Annotated in this window: 13 protein-coding genes and 1 tRNA gene; 9 read left to right on the top strand and 5 right to left on the bottom strand. The window is 40.3% G+C overall.

The window, feature by feature from the left end; translation table 11 throughout:
- Window position 1: 1 nt before the first annotated feature.
- Entirely contained in the window at window positions 2-1,024 is a 1,023-nt protein-coding gene (locus tag MR041_RS13425; protein WP_242094743.1) for a metal-dependent hydrolase, read from the bottom strand.
- A gap of 99 nt (window positions 1,025-1,123) precedes the next feature.
- On the opposite strand from MR041_RS13425, the gene MR041_RS13420 reads away from it, so the two are divergent.
- Window positions 1,124-2,596, top strand: a complete 1,473-nt coding sequence (locus tag MR041_RS13420; protein ID WP_242094742.1) for a Na+/H+ antiporter NhaC family protein — start codon at window positions 1,124-1,126, stop codon at window positions 2,594-2,596.
- Between the two features lie 292 nt (window positions 2,597-2,888).
- Here MR041_RS13420 and katG read toward each other — a convergent pair whose 3' ends face one another.
- Window positions 2,889-5,066: a catalase/peroxidase HPI gene (gene katG, locus MR041_RS13415; RefSeq protein ID WP_242094741.1), complete on the bottom strand. Its 2,178-nt coding sequence runs from the start codon at window positions 5,064-5,066 to the stop codon at window positions 2,889-2,891.
- A 203-nt stretch (window positions 5,067-5,269) separates the two neighbouring features.
- On the opposite strand from katG, the gene tpx reads away from it, so the two are divergent.
- The 6 genes from tpx to ribB all read left to right on the top strand — a co-directional run bounded on the left by tpx (window position 5,270) and on the right by ribB (window position 12,479).
- Complete coding sequence (gene tpx / locus MR041_RS13410) at window positions 5,270-5,773, top strand: thiol peroxidase (RefSeq protein WP_242094739.1); 504 nt, start codon at window positions 5,270-5,272, stop codon at window positions 5,771-5,773.
- Between the two features lie 9 nt (window positions 5,774-5,782).
- Complete coding sequence (locus MR041_RS13405; RefSeq protein WP_242094736.1) at window positions 5,783-6,151, top strand: diacylglycerol kinase; 369 nt, start codon at window positions 5,783-5,785, stop codon at window positions 6,149-6,151.
- 105 nt (window positions 6,152-6,256) lie between these two features.
- Complete coding sequence (locus MR041_RS13400) at window positions 6,257-8,659, top strand: FtsK/SpoIIIE family DNA translocase (RefSeq protein ID WP_242094734.1); 2,403 nt, start codon at window positions 6,257-6,259, stop codon at window positions 8,657-8,659.
- A 4-nt stretch (window positions 8,660-8,663) separates the two neighbouring features.
- Entirely contained in the window at window positions 8,664-9,305 is a 642-nt protein-coding gene (gene lolA1, locus MR041_RS13395; RefSeq protein ID WP_242094733.1) for an outer membrane lipoprotein periplasmic chaperone LolA1, read from the top strand.
- 8 nt (window positions 9,306-9,313) lie between these two features.
- Complete coding sequence (locus MR041_RS13390; RefSeq protein ID WP_242094731.1) at window positions 9,314-11,302, top strand: LptF/LptG family permease; 1,989 nt, start codon at window positions 9,314-9,316, stop codon at window positions 11,300-11,302.
- A gap of 16 nt (window positions 11,303-11,318) precedes the next feature.
- Window positions 11,319-12,479 carry a 3,4-dihydroxy-2-butanone-4-phosphate synthase gene (ribB, locus tag MR041_RS13385; protein WP_242094729.1) on the top strand — a complete coding sequence of 387 codons (1,161 nt, stop codon included), beginning with the start codon at window positions 11,319-11,321 and terminating at the stop codon, window positions 12,477-12,479.
- Window positions 12,480-12,515: 36 nt separating this feature from the next.
- Here ribB and MR041_RS13380 read toward each other — a convergent pair whose 3' ends face one another.
- The 3 genes from MR041_RS13380 to MR041_RS13370 form a co-directional block, all read right to left on the bottom strand.
- Window positions 12,516-14,081 (bottom strand): glycoside hydrolase family 16 protein, encoded by a 1,566-nt coding sequence (locus MR041_RS13380; RefSeq protein ID WP_242094727.1) that lies wholly within the window; start codon window positions 14,079-14,081, stop codon window positions 12,516-12,518.
- A gap of 103 nt (window positions 14,082-14,184) precedes the next feature.
- Window positions 14,185-15,378 (bottom strand): DegT/DnrJ/EryC1/StrS family aminotransferase, encoded by a 1,194-nt coding sequence (locus MR041_RS13375; RefSeq protein ID WP_242094725.1) that lies wholly within the window; start codon window positions 15,376-15,378, stop codon window positions 14,185-14,187.
- 128 nt (window positions 15,379-15,506) lie between these two features.
- Window positions 15,507-16,136 carry an NAD(P)H-dependent oxidoreductase gene (locus MR041_RS13370; protein ID WP_242094724.1) on the bottom strand — a complete coding sequence of 210 codons (630 nt, stop codon included), beginning with the start codon at window positions 16,134-16,136 and terminating at the stop codon, window positions 15,507-15,509.
- A 241-nt stretch (window positions 16,137-16,377) separates the two neighbouring features.
- Between MR041_RS13370 and MR041_RS13365 the strand changes: the two genes are divergently transcribed.
- A tRNA-Ser gene (locus tag MR041_RS13365) sits at window positions 16,378-16,462 on the top strand.
- Window positions 16,463-16,826: 364 nt separating this feature from the next.
- Window positions 16,827-18,146 carry a B12-binding domain-containing radical SAM protein gene (locus tag MR041_RS13360; protein WP_242094722.1) on the top strand — a complete coding sequence of 440 codons (1,320 nt, stop codon included), beginning with the start codon at window positions 16,827-16,829 and terminating at the stop codon, window positions 18,144-18,146.
- Window positions 18,147-18,150 lie beyond the last annotated feature (4 nt).

Below are 18,150 nucleotides of genomic sequence, written 5' to 3'. Positions count from 1 at the left end.
TTTATATTCCTTTTGCACGCTCCCAAATGGATTGAATAGCCACATTTATTTTTTCCGTATTACGCTCAAAAGGCTTCATGTTTAAACGGCCATTGTCGCGATAAAGCTTAAAGGAAAAGACAGAAGAATTAGGATCAGTCGTATCGAGTAAAGGATATCTTAAGTCATTATACTGATAGGTACTATCACTAATTTTGTAAACACTGTAATACCCATCACTAAACCAGGCTAAATTGTTGATATCAGTATATGCTGAAGGTTTTAAATCCCTTTGCTTCGGGAGATCGACAAAATTTAAAAAACGGTTTCCTCTATCCATCAACGAATACTGTCCCACCGTATAAGCGGTATCAGTTTCTGCAATGCCATACCACAGGATGTTTGAAAAAATTGACGGCTGAACCATAAAGCGTTTATATTCAATACTATTATAACTCAGGGATGCTTTGAAGATATGATCTATGTACACCTTATTCCCGATAGTAAACAGCATATAACATGAACTTATACCAATACCCCACCATAGGAATAATCTTCTACGTTTTGAAGTTCTTTTGAAAAACATGGCGATCAAAAGAAATATCAGAAAAGGAATTGTGTAAAACGGATCCACCACCGCTATGTTGTTAAATGCCACCCTATAATTGGAAAATGGAGCAAATAGTACGGTGCCATAGGGCGTAAAGGAGTCTAATATTGGATGGGTGATCAAGGCCCACAAAAACAGGTGGGTCCAGTCTTTCTGAGTTGTTGTCCCAAACCGTCTCCCTGTGTTATACAGCCTGTAGATTAACCATCCCAAAAGAAAGGCAGCAATAAAAGCAAAGACGAATGAATGCATGAATCCGCGATGAAATAGCATACTGTCAATGGCATTACCGTATATTAGGCTACCAACATAGACATCTAAGTCCGGAATGGTCCCTCCGATAGCGCCAAACAGCATAGCTCTATTACCAATTTTTTTACCTAAAACTGCTTCTCCACAAGCTGCACCTAATACGATTTGTGTAAGCGAATCCATATACCATAATTTAAACCAACAAAGGTAAGCACAATACACATTCATTTGCATAGCAAATATGAAAATCGTAACATTACGTCTTTAAACTTCACGAGTTACATGAAAGATAACAGCAACCTTTCCAAAATTAAAGTCGACGATCAGAATATAATTGAAAATAAAGAGTTAAACATTTGGGAAGCGCTGGTCCCTGTTATCATTTTAATGGGTTTACTGTTTTACAACATCCAGTTCGAAGATGGTGCAATGCTGGGCGATTACTCAAATCAATTCATACTTTTAATTGGAGGATTGATCGCAGCGATCGTAGGATTTTTCAATAAGGTTCCTTTGTTCAGTATGTTAACTGAAATTTACGAGAATTTAAAAAGTATTTTTATTCCTGTAATGATATTATTGCTTGTAGGTGCCCTGGCGGGAACCTGGCTGGTTAGTGGTGTAATCCCGGCTATGGTCTATTATGGCCTACAGGTGTTGAGCCCGGCCATCTTTTTACCTGCATGTGTGGTGATCTGCGCCCTAATTTCCATAGCCACAGGAAGTTCATGGACTACCTCTGCCACGGTGGGCATTGCCTTGATTGGCATTGGAACTGCCCTGGGTATTCATACCGGTATGATTGCGGGGGCGGTCATTTCGGGAGCCTATTTTGGGGATAAGATGTCACCTTTGAGTGACACGACCAATTTAGCTCCTGCCATTGCGGGAACCGACCTTTTTACGCATATCCGATATATGACTATCACGACCGTACCATCCATACTCATTACATTGGTTGCATTTGCTATATTGAGCACCACCATAGATACCACAGGAAGTACAGACTTAAGTAATTTATTGGGGTCAATTGATGCGGCTTTCAATATTACCCCTTGGCTATTTTTGGTTCCCATAGCCGTTATTGCTTTAATATTAATGAAGACCAAACCTTTGGTTGCACTTGCTGTAGGAGTGGTATTTGCAGCAATTTTTGCATTTATCTTTCAATCATCCGTTCTAAATGAACTGCACGATTCAAAACTTTTTGCCGTATTTGCATCGGTGATTAGAGATACTCAGATTAGTACTGAAAATGAAAGTTTAAACGAGCTCTTTACCTCGGGAGGTATGGCGGGTATGCTCTGGACCATTTACCTCATCATTAGTGCCATGATTTTCGGGGGTATTATGGATGGAATTGGTGCCCTCGCGAGGGTTACTAGGGCCCTGCTTTCAGTGGCTACCACCGTATTTGGTTTGTTTGCCAGTACTGTTGTGAGCTGTTTAGGTTTAAATGTAATTGCTTCCGACCAATATTTGGCAATAGTAATTCCTGGTAAAATGTTTAAGAACGCATTTGACGACCGAGGATTGGCACCACAAAATTTAAGTCGGACACTGGAGGATTCGGGTACGGTAACCTCGGTATTAATTCCCTGGAATACCTGCGGTGCCTATCAGTCCGGTGTTTTAGGTGTGGGTGTAGCCGAATACTTCGTTTATGCAATATTTAATTGGCTAAGTCCGTTCACTACTTTATTTTTTGCGGCTCTTAACATCAAAATAAAACAATTAAGCTCGAAAGGCGGTTAAATTGTCAACACCTCGTTCATAGTAATATTGCGGTTAGGTTGCAGTTCGTTAAAGAAAAAGCCTTAGTGTTCCGCGTCGATCCTAACAACGGAAGTTTATAATGTGAGCAACAGAACAAGGTATTGATGAACTATTACAGCGATGAACACAAAATTCAATTTTGACATAAAAATAAAGAGAAAGCCTGTTGGGCATTCCAACAGGCTTTTGCATTAATCAGAATTTAGAACCCCAAATCTTACTTAAAAATTAGGGTATCAATAAGAATTCTAAATTAGCATCTTCGCTATAATTAATCCAGGTCAAAACGATCTGCGTTCATGACTTTAACCCAGGCATTCACAAAATCCTTTACAAATTTCTCCTTGTTGTCATCCTGGGCATAAACCTCGGCATACGATCTTAAAATCGAATTCGAACCAAATACCAGATCAATTCTGGTGGCAGTCCATTTCGTTTCTCCGGTTTTACGATCGCGAATGTCATACGTGCCATTTCCGGCAGGTTTCCACTCATAGGCCATATCCGTAAGATTTACAAAGAAATCGTTGGTCAAAGCACCGACATTATCCGTAAATACCCCGTGATTGGTTCCACCGTAATTGGTTCCCATGACACGCATACCGCCTACCAAAGCGGTCATCTCAGGAGCAGTTAATCCCATTAATTGGGTGCGATCGAGCATCATTTCTTCCGGACTAACGACGTAATCTTTTTTCTGCCAATTTCTGTAACCGTCGGCTAAAGGCTCCAATGGAGCAAAAGACTCCGCATCGGTCATCTCATCCGAAGCATCACCACGTCCTGGTGCAAAAGGCACTTTCATATTCATACCTGCATTCTTAATGGCTTTTTCCACGCCAATATTTCCTGCTAAAACAATGGTATCTGCAAGACTCACTCCACATTCAGCAGCAATGGGTTCTAAAACCGATAAAACCTTCGATAATCGCTCAGGCTCATTTCCTTCCCAATCTTTCTGTGGTGCCAATCGAATTCGAGCGCCATTGGCTCCTCCTCTGTAATCGGAACCTCTAAATGTTCTCGCACTATCCCAGGCTGTTGCCACCATTTCGGAAATAGACAGGCCGGAGGCTTCAATTTTTGCTTTGACCTCATCTACGTTGTAATCGGCATTCCCTTTTGGAACGGGATCCTGCCATATGAGATCTTCCTGAGGCACGTCCGGACCAAACCATCTATCCTTTGGTCCCATATCACGATGCGTTAACTTGAACCATGCTCTTGCAAAGGCATCTGAAAAAGCATCAAAATCATCTTTGAACTTCAATGAAATTTCTTTGTAAATAGGATCCATCTTCATCGCCATATCGGCATCGGTCATGATCGGATTGTGTCGCGTCGTAAAATCCTCTACATCAACAGGCATATCCTTCTCCTCAATCGTGACCGGTTCCCATTGCCATGCCCCGGCTGGACTTTTTCTCGTTTCCCATTCATGGTTGAACAACATTTCAAAATAACCATTATCCCATTTGGTCGGATGCGTCGTCCATGCGCCTTCTATACCACTTGTAACGGTATCCCTACCCTTACCGGTACCTGTAGGATTAGACCATCCAAATCCCTGCTCCTCTACGGCTGCTGCCTCAGGATCAGGACCTAAAATACTGGCATCCCCGTTACCATGCGTTTTTCCAACGGTGTGGCCACCGGCCGTTAAAGCCACGGTCTCCTCGTCGTTCATGGCCATTCTTTTGAATGTTTCACGAACTTGTGCACCTGTCTTTATAGGATCTGGGTTTCCGTTCACACCTTCCGGATTGACATAGATCAGACCCATTTGAACAGCCGCCAGCGGATTTTCCATGGTCTCCGGTTTATCCACATTCTCATATCTGTGATCACTAGGTGCCAACCATTCTTTCTCAGCACCCCAGTACACGTCTTTTTCAGGACCCCAAATGTCCTCACGACCAAATGCAAATCCGTAGGTTTTAAGACCCATGCTTTCATAGGCAATATTTCCCGCAAGGATCATAAGATCTGCCCAACTGACTTTATTGCCATATTTCTTCTTTACAGGCCATAGTAAGCGTCTGGCCTTATCCAAACTCACATTATCAGGCCATGAATTTAGAGGAGCAAAACGCTGATTGCCCGTTCCTCCTCCTCCTCGACCGTCAGAAATACGATAGGAACCGGCAGCATGCCAAGCCATGCGAATCATTAGTCCGCCATAGTGTCCCCAATCTGCCGGCCACCATTCCTGACTATTGGTCATAAGGTCATGCATATCTTTTTTTAAGGCTTCGACATCTAAAGATTTTAGCGCTTCCTTATAGTCAAAATCCTCCCCTAAGGGATTTGTTTTGGTGTCATGCTGATGTAAAATATCCAAATTTAGTGCGTTTGGCCACCAATCCATCACTGATTTTTCGGTAGCAGTGTTTGCCCCATGGCTGAAAGGGCACTTCCCTGCTCCGTTTAAATGTTTCATGTTTTCCATTATTGAAATTTTTAAGAATTTTAAATTGAGATGAGTATAAAATTAACAATTATTAATTTAAGAAATTTTAAATGATATTCTAATAAATTATATCAAAATTGATAAAACTTATTACCCCTAACTTTCGAAATAAATTTAAAATTTCAAACTCCAAACAATTTAATATTCTTATTTTTAAGACCTAAAACAAAACCTAAATAAAAATGGCAATATTATCTTTAAAAGGAAATACAATTCACTCGAAAGGAGATTTACCACAGGTTGGTGAGAAAGCACCTGATTTTGAATTAGCTGCCTCCGATTTATCAGATAAAACCTTGAGTGATTACAAGGGACATCGGGTTATCATGAACATATTTCACAGCATTGATACAGGCACTTGCGCTGCCTCTGTCAGGGCCTTTAACAAAAAGGCAAGCGAACTGCCAAACACGAAAATTTTATGCATTTCAAAGGATTTACCATTTGCCATGTCACGATTTTGTGGCGCGGAAGGGATTGACAATGTAGAAGTGCTTTCGGATTTTCGCGATGGTAATTTTGGTGAAGCTTATAATCTAACCTATATCGACGGACCTATTCGCGGCCTTTTAGCCCGATCTATTATCATTTTAGATGAAGACGGAACCATTCTCTACACGGAACAGGTGCAGGAAGTTGTTGAAGAACCGAATTACGATGCAGCAATAGAGGCATTGCGTGCCTAAAGCCTATTAATGTCCAATAAAGAGTCCTTCCTGGTCAATCGGTTAAAAAGTATTAAGTATGCCTGTCGAGGTGCTTTGATACTTTTAAGAAAAGAATCCAGCATCAAACTGCAGGTGCTTATGGCTGCTTTACTTACCATTGCCGGATTTTATTTTAATATATCTAAAACCGAATGGCTGGTGCAAATACTGGCCATAGGTTTAGTTATAAGTATTGAGGGTGTTAATACGGCTATCGAAGAAGTTGCCAACTTTATACATCCGGAATTTCACAGTAAAATAGGATTCATTAAAGATATTGCTGCAGGGGCCGTATTTATTGCTGCATTTTTTGCATCAATAGTCGGATTAATTATATACTTACCCAAAGTTTTTTAAATACTTTCGCGCTTAGGATAAACGTTTGTAATTTGTATTTTTGTTGCATTCTGAAAACAACTTTGCTGAACACCTGTTGTAACCATAATTTGAATTGATACGTCGATGGCGAAAACGAAATCAAAAAAAACACCAAGAGCAAAACTTAAAAGACCACGTTTTAAGTTATCCAGTCAGCAAAAGCTCGTTTTTGGAAGTTTTCTGGTACTTTTTGGTATTTTATTATTCATTTCGTTCGTATCCTATTTCTTTACAGGTAAAGCCGACCAAAGTACCGTAACTGAGTTTCTGGCACGAGATACCAAAGCCGAGAACTGGCTGAGCAAGACAGGAGCCTGGTTGAGTGATTTTTTTATACATCGTGGATTTGGGATTGCCTCATTCCTGTTTGCAGGGCTGCTATTTCTATCCGGTGTTTATGTTCTCATGGACATTAATAAATCCAAACTTCGAAAACATTGGTTTTGGGGCACTATAATCGTTATATGGACCGCAACGCTTTTGGGTTTCTTTGCCGATAACATTGACGTTCTTGGTGGCACTATAGGTTTCGAAATCAATATGTTCTTACAGGATTATTTGGGTAAAATAGGTGTTGTTCTCCTATTGTTATTCGGGCTCATCACGTATTTAGCCATCCGATTTAAAATTACATTTGAAAGCATTTCTAAACTATTCAGATCCGCCAAAAAGAACATAGCCCATGAATTTAATGACATGGATGGCACTGACACCACGGTTCCTCTGGATAATAACCTATCCCAGGAAGCTGAGGCGATTCGATCGGCATTTGAACTGGATGTAAACACTGATAAGCTCTCAGATGATGAGAGTTCAAATAAAAATAAAGCATCCCTGGAAGCACATCGTTCTGATGAAGAAGCGATTGATGGCGACGATAATGACAGTCCCGGAAGTTCGCCTATTGAGATCACCGTTGAACATGTCAAGGAGGAGCACTCTGAAACGGATAACCTGGCCAATAAACTTGTCGAAAACTTTGGCCTTTATGATCCTACCCTGGAGTTGGGCAATTATAAATTTCCACCTTTGGATCTGCTCAAAAAATATGATACTGAGGGCATAAAGATCAACCAGGATGAGCTCGAAGAAAATAAAAACAAAATTGTTGAGACACTCAATAATTATAAGATCGGAATCGCCAGTATTAAGGCTACCATCGGTCCTACGGTAACGCTTTATGAAATTGTACCTGAAGCCGGAATTCGAATATCGAAAATAAAGAATTTAGAAGACGATATCGCCTTATCACTGTCCGCGCTGGGTATTCGTATCATAGCGCCCATTCCGGGTAAAGGCACCATTGGAATAGAGGTCCCAAATAAAAATGCCACCGTGGTTTCCATGAGATCCGTAATCGCCTCTAAAAAATTTCAAAATTCTGAGATGCAGTTACCTATAGCCCTGGGTAAAACGATTAGCAATGAAACCTTAGTGGTCGATCTGGCTAAAATGCCCCATTTATTGATGGCCGGTGCCACAGGGCAGGGAAAATCGGTCGGGCTCAATGCTGTTCTCACTTCATTGCTCTATAAAAAGCATCCAGCGGAGGTAAAATTCATCTTGGTCGACCCGAAAAAAGTAGAACTCACCCTATTCAATAAAATTGAACGCCATTATCTCGCCAAATTACCGGACAGTGAAGACGCCATCATAACGGAGAACACCAAGGTCATAAATACGCTTAATTCGTTATGTATAGAGATGGACAATCGCTATGAGTTACTCAAAAACGCGATGTGCAGAAACATTGCCGAGTACAATGCGAAATTCAAGGCGCGCAAATTGAATCCTAACGACGGCCATCGATTTTTGCCATACATTGTTTTAGTTGTCGACGAATTTGCGGATTTGATCATGACAACGGGAAAGGAAGTAGAAACGCCTATAGCGCGTCTGGCACAATTGGCAAGGGCCATTGGTATTCACCTTATCATTGCGACCCAGCGTCCATCGGTGAATGTCATTACAGGGATTATAAAGGCCAATTTCCCGGCACGTATAGCGTTTAGGGTGACCTCGAAGATAGACTCCAGGACGATTTTAGACGGTTCCGGAGCCGATCAACTTATTGGCCGTGGTGATATGTTATACACCCAGGGTAATGACTTGATACGATTGCAATGTGCTTTTGTAGATACCCCTGAGATTGAACGTCTTACAGACTACATTGGTGCTCAAAAGGCCTATCCGGAAGCCTATTTGCTTCCCGAGTATGTCGGGGAGGAAAGTGGCACAGGTCTTGATATAGACATAGAGGACAGAGATCAGCTATTTAAAGAGGCTGCCATTGTTATCGTGAACGCACAGCAAGGATCGGCTTCGTTGTTACAGCGGAAGTTAAAACTGGGATATAACAGGGCGGGCAGACTTATTGATCAACTGGAAGCTGCCGGTATTGTAGGACCCTTTGAAGGCAGCAAGGCAAGACAGGTTCTCGTCCCTGATTTAGCTGCATTGGATAATCTTTTAGAAAATGAACTTTAAAGAAATGAAAAAATTAATACTCCTTTTACTACTTACAGTGCCTTTCAGTATGTACTCTCAAAATACCAATGATGCCAAGGGCCTGTTGAAAGAAGTCTCTCAGAAAGTCAAGGGATACACCAATATTTCAATCGATTTTAAATATGTTTTAGAAAACACGGCGGAGAATGTCAGGCAAGAAACCCGCGGTGATGTTGTTATGGAAGGCGATAAATATGTTCTTAATATTCTGGGCATAACACGAATTTACGATGGTAAAAAGATATATAATATAAGTCCTGAGGATGAAGAGGTCACCATTTCTTCAGTCGATATTGACGATGAGGACAGTATAACACCTAGTAAAATGCTTTCGTTTTACGAGGATGGGTATACCTATGCTATGGATATCATACAAAATGTAAAAGGAAGAAAGATTCAATATGTGAAACTCACACCCATCGATTCCAATTCAGAAATTAAAAGTATCTTATTAGGTATCGACGCCCAGACAAAACACATTTATAATCTCATACAAATGGGTAAGAACGGCACCAAAACAACGCTAACTGTTAATTCTTTTAAAACGGATGAACCGATTTCAAAAACCTTGTTTAATTTTGATGCCTCAAAGTACAAAGAGTATTACATCAATACATTAGACTAGGTTTTGTTGTGAAAATATTGGATCGTTACATATTAACCACCTACCTTAAGACCTTCATCAGTGTATTTTTAATTCTTATACTCATTTTCATTTTACAGACCATTTGGTTGTATATAAAGGAGCTGGCTGGTAAGGATTTGGACTTGATTGTGATCGTAAAATTTATATTTTACTTTCTTCCTAAACTCATTCCTTTGGTCTTACCACTGACCATATTGTTATCATCGATTATGGTCTTTGGTAATTTTGCAGAAAATTACGAATTCGCCGCCATGAAGTCTACAGGCATCTCTTTGCAGCGTGCCATGTCCGGCTTAAGCATTTTTATTGTTATTCTGGGATTCACGACGTTTTTGTTTGCGAACAACGTTATTCCATGGGCTGAGTTCAACTCCTATAATTTGCGTAAGAACATTGCAAAGCTAAAACCGGCAATGCTTCTGGCTGAGGGTCAGTTTAATCCTGTTGGAAATTACAATATAAAATTTGCAGAAAAAACGGACGACAACCACCTTGAAGATGTGGTTATCCACATCAAGGGAAACAATGGCCGTAAGAATTCCACCTTTATCAAATCCAAAAAAGGTGTTTTCATAGGTAAAGAGACTTCAAAGGTTTTAAAACTTATTCTGACCGATGGTAATTATTATAATGACATTACACCCAAAAAGGCGGCAGCACGAAAAAGACATCCATTTGCAAAGAGCACTTTTGAAAAATATATCATAAATATTGATCTATCCGAATTAAATGATGTTGATATCGATGACAAATCCTATTCCGATAAGTATAATATGCTTAACCTAAGTGGATTGGATAAGGCCATGGACTCCCTGTCCAACAAGCGACAGGCTGAACTGGATGCCTTTTCCAAAACACTTTACCAGCGTTCCAGCATACAGAATTTAGGGAACACCTCCTTTGCCGATAAAGCATCAGTAAAAAAGGAAACGAATATGCCAATGGAAACGGACAGTCTTTCAGAAGGGTCGTTCTTAGACGTATTCGATACCAAGGCTAAGAATCAGATCGTCACCACGGCCTATAACTCTGTAAATAGTACAAAGCAGATCATTGCCTCCAAAGAGACCTTTGTTAAAAATGAAAATGTCATTTACAAGAAACACATTGTCTCCTATCACGAAAAGCTAGCGCTGGGATTTGCATGTATCATATTATTCTTTGTTGGTGCTCCGCTTGGTGCCCTGATCCGTAAGGGTGGTATTGGACTTCCCATGGTGGTGGCCATACTTCTATTTTTAACCTATCATTTCATAGGGATATTTGCCACAAACAGTGCTAAAAACGGTAATTTCAATCCCATTCTTGCCAGTTGGTTCTCCACCTTGGTAATGCTGCCTTTGGGGGCGTATTTAACGCGACGTGCTACGGCCGACAGGGGCTTATTTGAAATTGGAAATGTATTGGAGCCCATTAAGAAAATGTTTAAATTCAAGGAAAAAGACAGCGTCGACTATACCTTCCTCAATAGCTATAAAACCCATGAGCTCGTTGGGGTTATAAACAATTATGAATCTCTGGGGCACGATGAAAACACGAGATATGAGGCCATTAATATCTTGAAAAGCAAAGGTCTGTCAATTGAAGATATACGTGAAAAGGGTGTCTTTATTCATAAAGATTTTGACCTGGCACAAAATGTTACAAAACAATACACCGATCACGCCAGGTACGCTGTTGTCTTATACACCATAGGTGTTATTCTTTTGGTTTTGTTCTTTGTATTCAGAAATAATAAATTACCCTCATTGGCATCGGCATCTATTCAATTGAGTATTATGTCACTGGTGCTTTATATGATCTATTATATCAAAGCCAAAATAGACCTCTTTCGGTTTTACAGGCAAATCAATAAAAAAACACCGCATCTCCTACTCCTTTTCTTTGGAATACCCCTTTATATGTTTACATTTCCGTTTATTAAGGTTAAGGTAAAAGAAGACTTAAAATTAAATTGCTTAAATAGTTTAAAATAAGCAATATCTTTGCACAATGATTTTAGATGAATCCATGACCAAAAATACTTCGACATTTGTTTTAGATGATATTCAGGATGCCATAGACGACATTAGAAATGGTAAAGTTATCATTGTAGTTGATGATGAGAATCGTGAAAATGAAGGTGATTTTGTTGCAGCCGCCGACAAGGTGACACCAGAAATGATCAACTTTATGGCACATCATGGTCGCGGTCTCATTTGTGCACCTCTCACAGAAACGCGCTGCAAAGAATTAGAGCTCAATATGATGGTGAGGAACAATACGGATCCTATGGAAACGGCCTTTACGGTTTCAGTCGACCTTAGGGGCGATGGGGTAACAACGGGCATTTCGGCAGGCGACCGTGCTAAAACCATTAAAGCGCTTATCGATCCCGGTACAAAACCATTTGAATTGGCACGACCCGGGCATGTGTTTCCATTGGTTGCAAAGGAAGGTGGCGTCCTAAGGCGCACCGGACATACGGAAGCTGCCATAGATTTTGCGCGACTGGCCGGCCTGAAACCTGCAGGTGTTATAGTAGAAATCATGAATGAAGATGGTTCGATGGCACGCCTGCCTGAACTCATTCAGGTTGCAAAACAATTGGATCTAAAAATCGTTTCCATTGAAGATTTGGTGGCCTACAGGATGCAATACGACTCACTAATTGAAAAGAAGGAGGATTTTGAAATTGAAACCCGTTTCGGTCGCTTTAGATTGAGAGCCTACAAACAAACCACAAATAATCAGGTACATATTGCCTTGACAAAAGGCCGCTGGAAAGACAATGAAAAAGTGCTCACCCGTATTAACTCTACCTTGGTGAACAATGACATTTTAGGAACACTTACCAATACCGTTGATGAGCAATTACAGAAGATGTTCAAAGTTATTAACGATCATGGTAAAGGCGCTATTATCTTTATAAATCAGGAATCGCAATCCATGAATATCCTGAAACGGCTGTCTTATTTAAAGGATAATCAGGCGGTGGGTGAAGTCACCAAAGCACCAAGAGTGAATATGGATACGCGCGATTTTGGAATTGGGGCCCAAATACTACACGATTTAAATATTCATAAACTCAGGTTAATATCCAATACTGAACAGACCAAACGTGTTGGCCTTATAGGCTATGGATTGGAGATAGTAGAGTATGTGAATTATTAAAACTAAACTAGAATAACAGTAGCCCAATATGCTAGTTTACTTTATGATAATCCTTTTTACACCGAATTGATCATTGCTCCATACTCTGAGGAAATAAATTCCCGCGCTTAAGGATTTAACATCTATTTGATTCGTAGCATCATATTCTTTGACTTTCAATCCTATAGAAGAAAATAGTTCAATTGTATCAATTGGCTGACTGCTATCAATATGGATAATATTTGAGGCAGGATTGGGATAAACTTTCAAGTCTTTCAACGTTTTGCTTTCAACACTCAGAGCAGTATTCTGATATACTCGCACATAATCAATTTGCATAGGGCTTTGCGTAAATGAAGGATCTATTGAACCTGCTACACCACCCATGGCGATATTTAAAAGAATATATTGATCTGCATCAAAAGGCCAGGTACTGGCATCTTTAGTCGATGGATTGTAGGTATAGAAACCTACATCATCCACAAGAAAAGTTATTTGATCTGGCGACCAATTAACAGAATAAATATGAAAATTATTAGCCACATCGCTAATTTCCTGGGAAGCGTAATTAACAGTTGCACCAAAACTGGAAGGTGTATGTATGGCGCTAGAAGTATGATTTACGGGGCCTAAACCATGTTCCATGATATCAATTTCACCACATGCAGGCCATGATGTTGTGCCAAAGCCTTGATTGTCCCAATAAGCTCCGTCTTCATTGATATTCTTACCCAAAGTCCAAATAGCGGGCCAAGTACCATCTCCAAAAGGTAATTTTGCTCTCACATCTACCCTTCCGTACGTAAAAGCGAATTTAGAATTTAATCGAGCCGATGTATACTGCTTCGTCTCTCCTTGGTCGGTAAATGATTCTTTGATTGCGACTATATTCAACATGCCATTTTCTACAAATGAATTTTCTATACGATCCGTGTAATGTTGCTCTTCACCATTAAACCAACTGCCACCAGCCGGCAATTGGGTTTGATGAAACCAATTTGAAGAATTAACGGCTGTTTTTCCAGGTGTATCAAACTCATCAGACCAAACCAAATCGGTGTAAATAACATCTAGCGCATGAGGATCTGTTGGCGTTGAACCATCGTCAATATCATCAATTAAATATGTTCCCGAAATGGCGCTACCTCCATCTACAAACACCGTTATTCTACTATAAGTTCCAGTAGCGTTAACAGGCGTTGTACCATCTGAACTTAAAACGGCATTCCCAAAATCGAATACAATACCACTGGTCCAACCCGAATTGGGAATGGCAATAGAGACTTCCACATCGGGATTACTTCCGTTCTCAAGCTTCAGCATAACTTGATGACCCGAAGCATTATATGAATAAAAGTCTAAACTAATTTCTTTCTGAAAATCTAAATCGATGGGTGAGGCCAAATCCAGATAAAAACCTTCCCATGGATTGCCACCATAATTAATAAACTGGCCTACCATATCGTTTCCATCATCTGGATTTGCAATGATGGAAAATGAACTGCCTCCAAATGCACCAAAACTATCAGAGCTATCCGAAAAATCAATGGGCATTTGTTGTGCATGAAGATTGAAAAAAGAGACTATAAGGATTGAAATGAGTATAATGTAAAATCTGTGCATAAATAAACGTTTGACACAAATCTATTGCAAATGATTCTCTACAAAGAATTTTGCACCACAACAAAAACCATACACAAGACCTTAAATAGGGGTTTTTGAAAAGTTATAATAACGATTTAATGCTGCTGGCCATTTTATCGGCTCGCCTTCTTACCTCCTCTTCCGTCCAAGATAATTTAATTAAACAGGAGATATTTCGACCGATATAATGATCCGACTGCTCGAAAGTCTTAGTTTGAAGATATTCTAAGCCTTTTTTAACTTCCTCTGAAATAGGGTATAATGACTTTAATTCTTTAAAGTGTTCCCATTTGCGTATATAATGCCAATTATTCTTGTAATAATTCCAGCAAGCATCTATGCCATGATCTTTAAATGCTATCATAACTTTTTCGGCAGTCGATACGTCTGGTAAAAAGAAATTCAGAAACGCACAGCTTTCCACACCACCTTCAGGAACCGTTCTAAACGTTACTTCAGGAATTTCCGATAAGGCTTCCCTAATAATGTTAAAATGTTTCCTTTGAATATCTAAGAATTCAGGTAATCGTTTTACCTGTGCCAATCCAACGGCCGCGTGTAATTCTGAAATTCTAAAGTTATAACCAAGAAATGGATGACTTTCTGCGCCGCGATCGTTTCCAATATGATCATGACCGTGATCGCTGTAATGATCGGCATTTAAATACCAATTCTCATTATCGGTCACAACGGCACCGCCTTCACCACAGGTAATGGTCTTGACAAAATCGAATGAAAAACATCCCAAATCGCCAATACTTCCTAAAGGTTTTCCTTGATAGGTTCCTCCAATCGCTTGACAAGCGTCCTCGATCAATAAGAGATTATGTTGGGTGCAAATGGCCTTCAAGGCATCCATGTGTCCCATACTGCCACACATCTGAACCACCATAACGGCTTTGGTCTTTGGTGTGATGGCTTCTGCAACAGCCTTGGGATCTAAACCTAAGGTGTCATCAATATCCACGAGAACCGGAATGGCACCAAGCATCATAATGGCCTCAAAACTGGCAACGAAGGTAAAGGTAGGCATGATCACCTCATCACCCGCACCCACGCCCGCCGAAGCCAGGGCCACTGAGACTGCGGCAGTCCCACTGGATACCAGTTGGACGTATTTCGTTTGCAGCGTATTCTGGAGTTCCTGTTCCAGCGATTTCGCTTTCCAATGCCCCTTGCGCATGGGATCGAAACCGTAACGCATTAATACACCATTATCCAAAACATCGTTTACTTCTTTGCGTTCCTGATCTCCAAATAATTCAAATCCTGGCATAGTTTCTTTATATTTTGGTTCGCGTTAGGGATTGCAGCAGGTTACCCGCCTGAACCTCTGAAGGGGCAGGTGTGTAACGCGTAAAGCCCGCCTGCGCCTGAGGCGTGGGAACGCCCTAACAATACATGTTATAATTCTAAAATGGTTTCCTCTAATGGTTTTCGTACTTTTTTGAATGATGAGAACATGTCATCTACGGCGCGGTAACCCACGGGCAGCAACAATACAGATCGCAAACCATGAGCCTTTAGGTTAAGAATTTCATCGAACTTACCCGGTACAAACCCTTCCATTGGTGTGGCATCTATTTCTTCAATGGCACAAACCGTCATAAGATTACCCAGGGCAATATAGGCCTGGTTTTTAGACCATTGCTGCCGCTCCTCGACCGTCATTTTTCGCATCATCTCAGCCAGACTTTTTCTGTATGGATCCAAGATTTCCTTAGATGTACCCCTGGTGTTACTAATGTTTTCGTAATAGGCATTGACGTCGGAATCATGAATGTTCTCCTGAATACAAATGACCAGCAGGTGCGATGCCTCAACAACCTGCTTTTGCCCATAAGCATATTTGAGCAATGACTGACGCTGATACTTATCTTTTAAGACGACAAGCGCTAAGGTCTGCAGACCAAACGAGGTAGCCGTTAAATTAAATGCTTCCTTTAAAATATTGAGCTTCCCGGGGGGCAAGGTCTTTTCGGTATCGAACTTTTTCGTGGCGTATCGCCATTTTAGTTTTTCTATGATATCCATGCATTGAGATTAAATCTTAACAAAAATAAGACTTGTATTTTTCTTATGCTACGAATATGAAAGTAATTCAATGAAGGACACCTTATTTTAATTTAAATAACCTTAAATTTATTTGAAAGAATTAAAAAAGCATTCTATATTTGCATCCGCTTAGGAGTAAGGCATCAAGTGATTTTCGCAAAGCGAAAAAAGAAATATATTACAAATCCGGTTGGGGCCGTAGAAAGCTCAAACTGAAATTGGAGGAATGGCAGAGTGGTCGAATGCGGCAGTCTTGAAAACTGTTGAGGGTCACACCTCCGGGGGTTCGAATCCCTCTTCCTCCGCAAAAAGAAACCAGGGCAATCGCCCTGGTTTTTTGCTTTCCAGAATTGTTAAGAGCCTGCTGTTACGAGCCATGGAAAGTGAAAAACAACGCCCGAAGGGTGCTGGTTTCTGTGCATGCTCAGGAGATTCATTAAGAATCATCAAAGGAGACCCTCCATAAACCTGGTTTACTAAACCATGCCGACAAGTGGTGCTGGTTTTTGAGCTTACTCAGGATCACATAGCTTGTATTAATTTAGTCAATCCCATCTGATTTCTAGAACAACTCACTGATAAATATCATAGTATTTTATCAATTAAAGTCGTAACATAAAAAATTCTTCCTTTTGTTGAAATAGTGAATCAACAACAAAATATAAGTTGATGAATGTACTATTAATTGCACCGACCGCTTTAGATAACAAGGGTAACCCCATTACCCAGAGAAGATTATATCTCCCAGGGCTTACTCTCCCAATGTTAGCGGCTGTTACCCCTTCATTTGTAAACTTGAAAATTGTTTATGAGACTGTTGATAAAATACCTTTTGATCAGCATTGGGACCTTGTGGGATTAACAGGGATGGGTTCCGGAATTTACAGGGCCTGGCAAATTGGAGATACATTTAGAAGTAAAGGTATTAAGGCTGTTCTCGGAGGCATAGGTGCCTCTTTACTTGATATACAGGAATCCTTAAAGCATTGTGATACAATCGTTTTAGGAGAGGCAGAAGATTTATGGCCCCAAATTATAAATGATGCCAAGGAAGGAAATCTAAAACAAGTTTATCACGCTCAATTCCCTCCGGACATTAATAATTTACCAGCTCCGCGCCTTGACCTCTTGGAAAGGAACAAATTGGGATTATGGAGGCCCGTTCAAATTAGTCGGGGCTGTCCTCATTCCTGCAACTTCTGTTCAGTAAGCACATATTACAGCCGAAGTTATAGAAAACAGCCCATAGAAAATGTGATCCGAAATGTGAGGGCCGCAAAGAAAACCGGTAGTAAATTTATCGCCTTTATTGATGATAATATCGGAGTGGATTTCAATTATTCAAAGGACTTATGGGAGGCTCTAATTCCTGAGAAGATTATTTGGATTAGTCAGTGCAGTTTACATATTGCAGACAGGCCAGACATGCTCGAACTTGCACATCAAAGCGGTTGCAGGTTACTGTCTTTCGGTATTGAGACCACTTCAGAAGCCAGTCTTGAGAACATCGGAAAAAGCTTTAATAATCCAAAAAAATACAGCGAAAGTATTGCCCTAATAAAAAGCCACGGAATAGATGTATCGACCGAAATGATGATTGGTCTTGATGGAGATGACAACTCGGTCTATCAAAACACATACGATTTCATAATGAACAATCATATATCAACTCCACGGATTCACATATTCACTCCCATCCCCGGAACTCCCATATATGAAGAATTGGAAAAAGAAAATAGGATTGTTCACAGGAACTTTAATCTTTATAGCGGTGGAAATGTAGTGTTCAAACCAAGAAAATTGAACATGGAGGACTTACAGCGTAATTATTGGAAGTTATATAAAGAACTTTTCAAATTAAAATCAATTTGGAGCAGAACCAGCAGGAATGAGGCTTCATTAGGACCCATAATGAGAGCATTCGTGATCGGCGTCAATTTCCATTATAGAAACCATATAAAAAACGGCATTTGCCCTGGCATAGTTTAAACAT

Source organism: Aestuariivivens sediminicola, assembly GCF_022662015.1.
Taxonomy (GTDB): domain Bacteria; phylum Bacteroidota; class Bacteroidia; order Flavobacteriales; family Flavobacteriaceae; genus Aestuariivivens; species Aestuariivivens sediminicola.
Note: the sequence above shows the minus strand (reverse complement) of the source record. Positions and strands in the feature narration are given on the sequence as shown.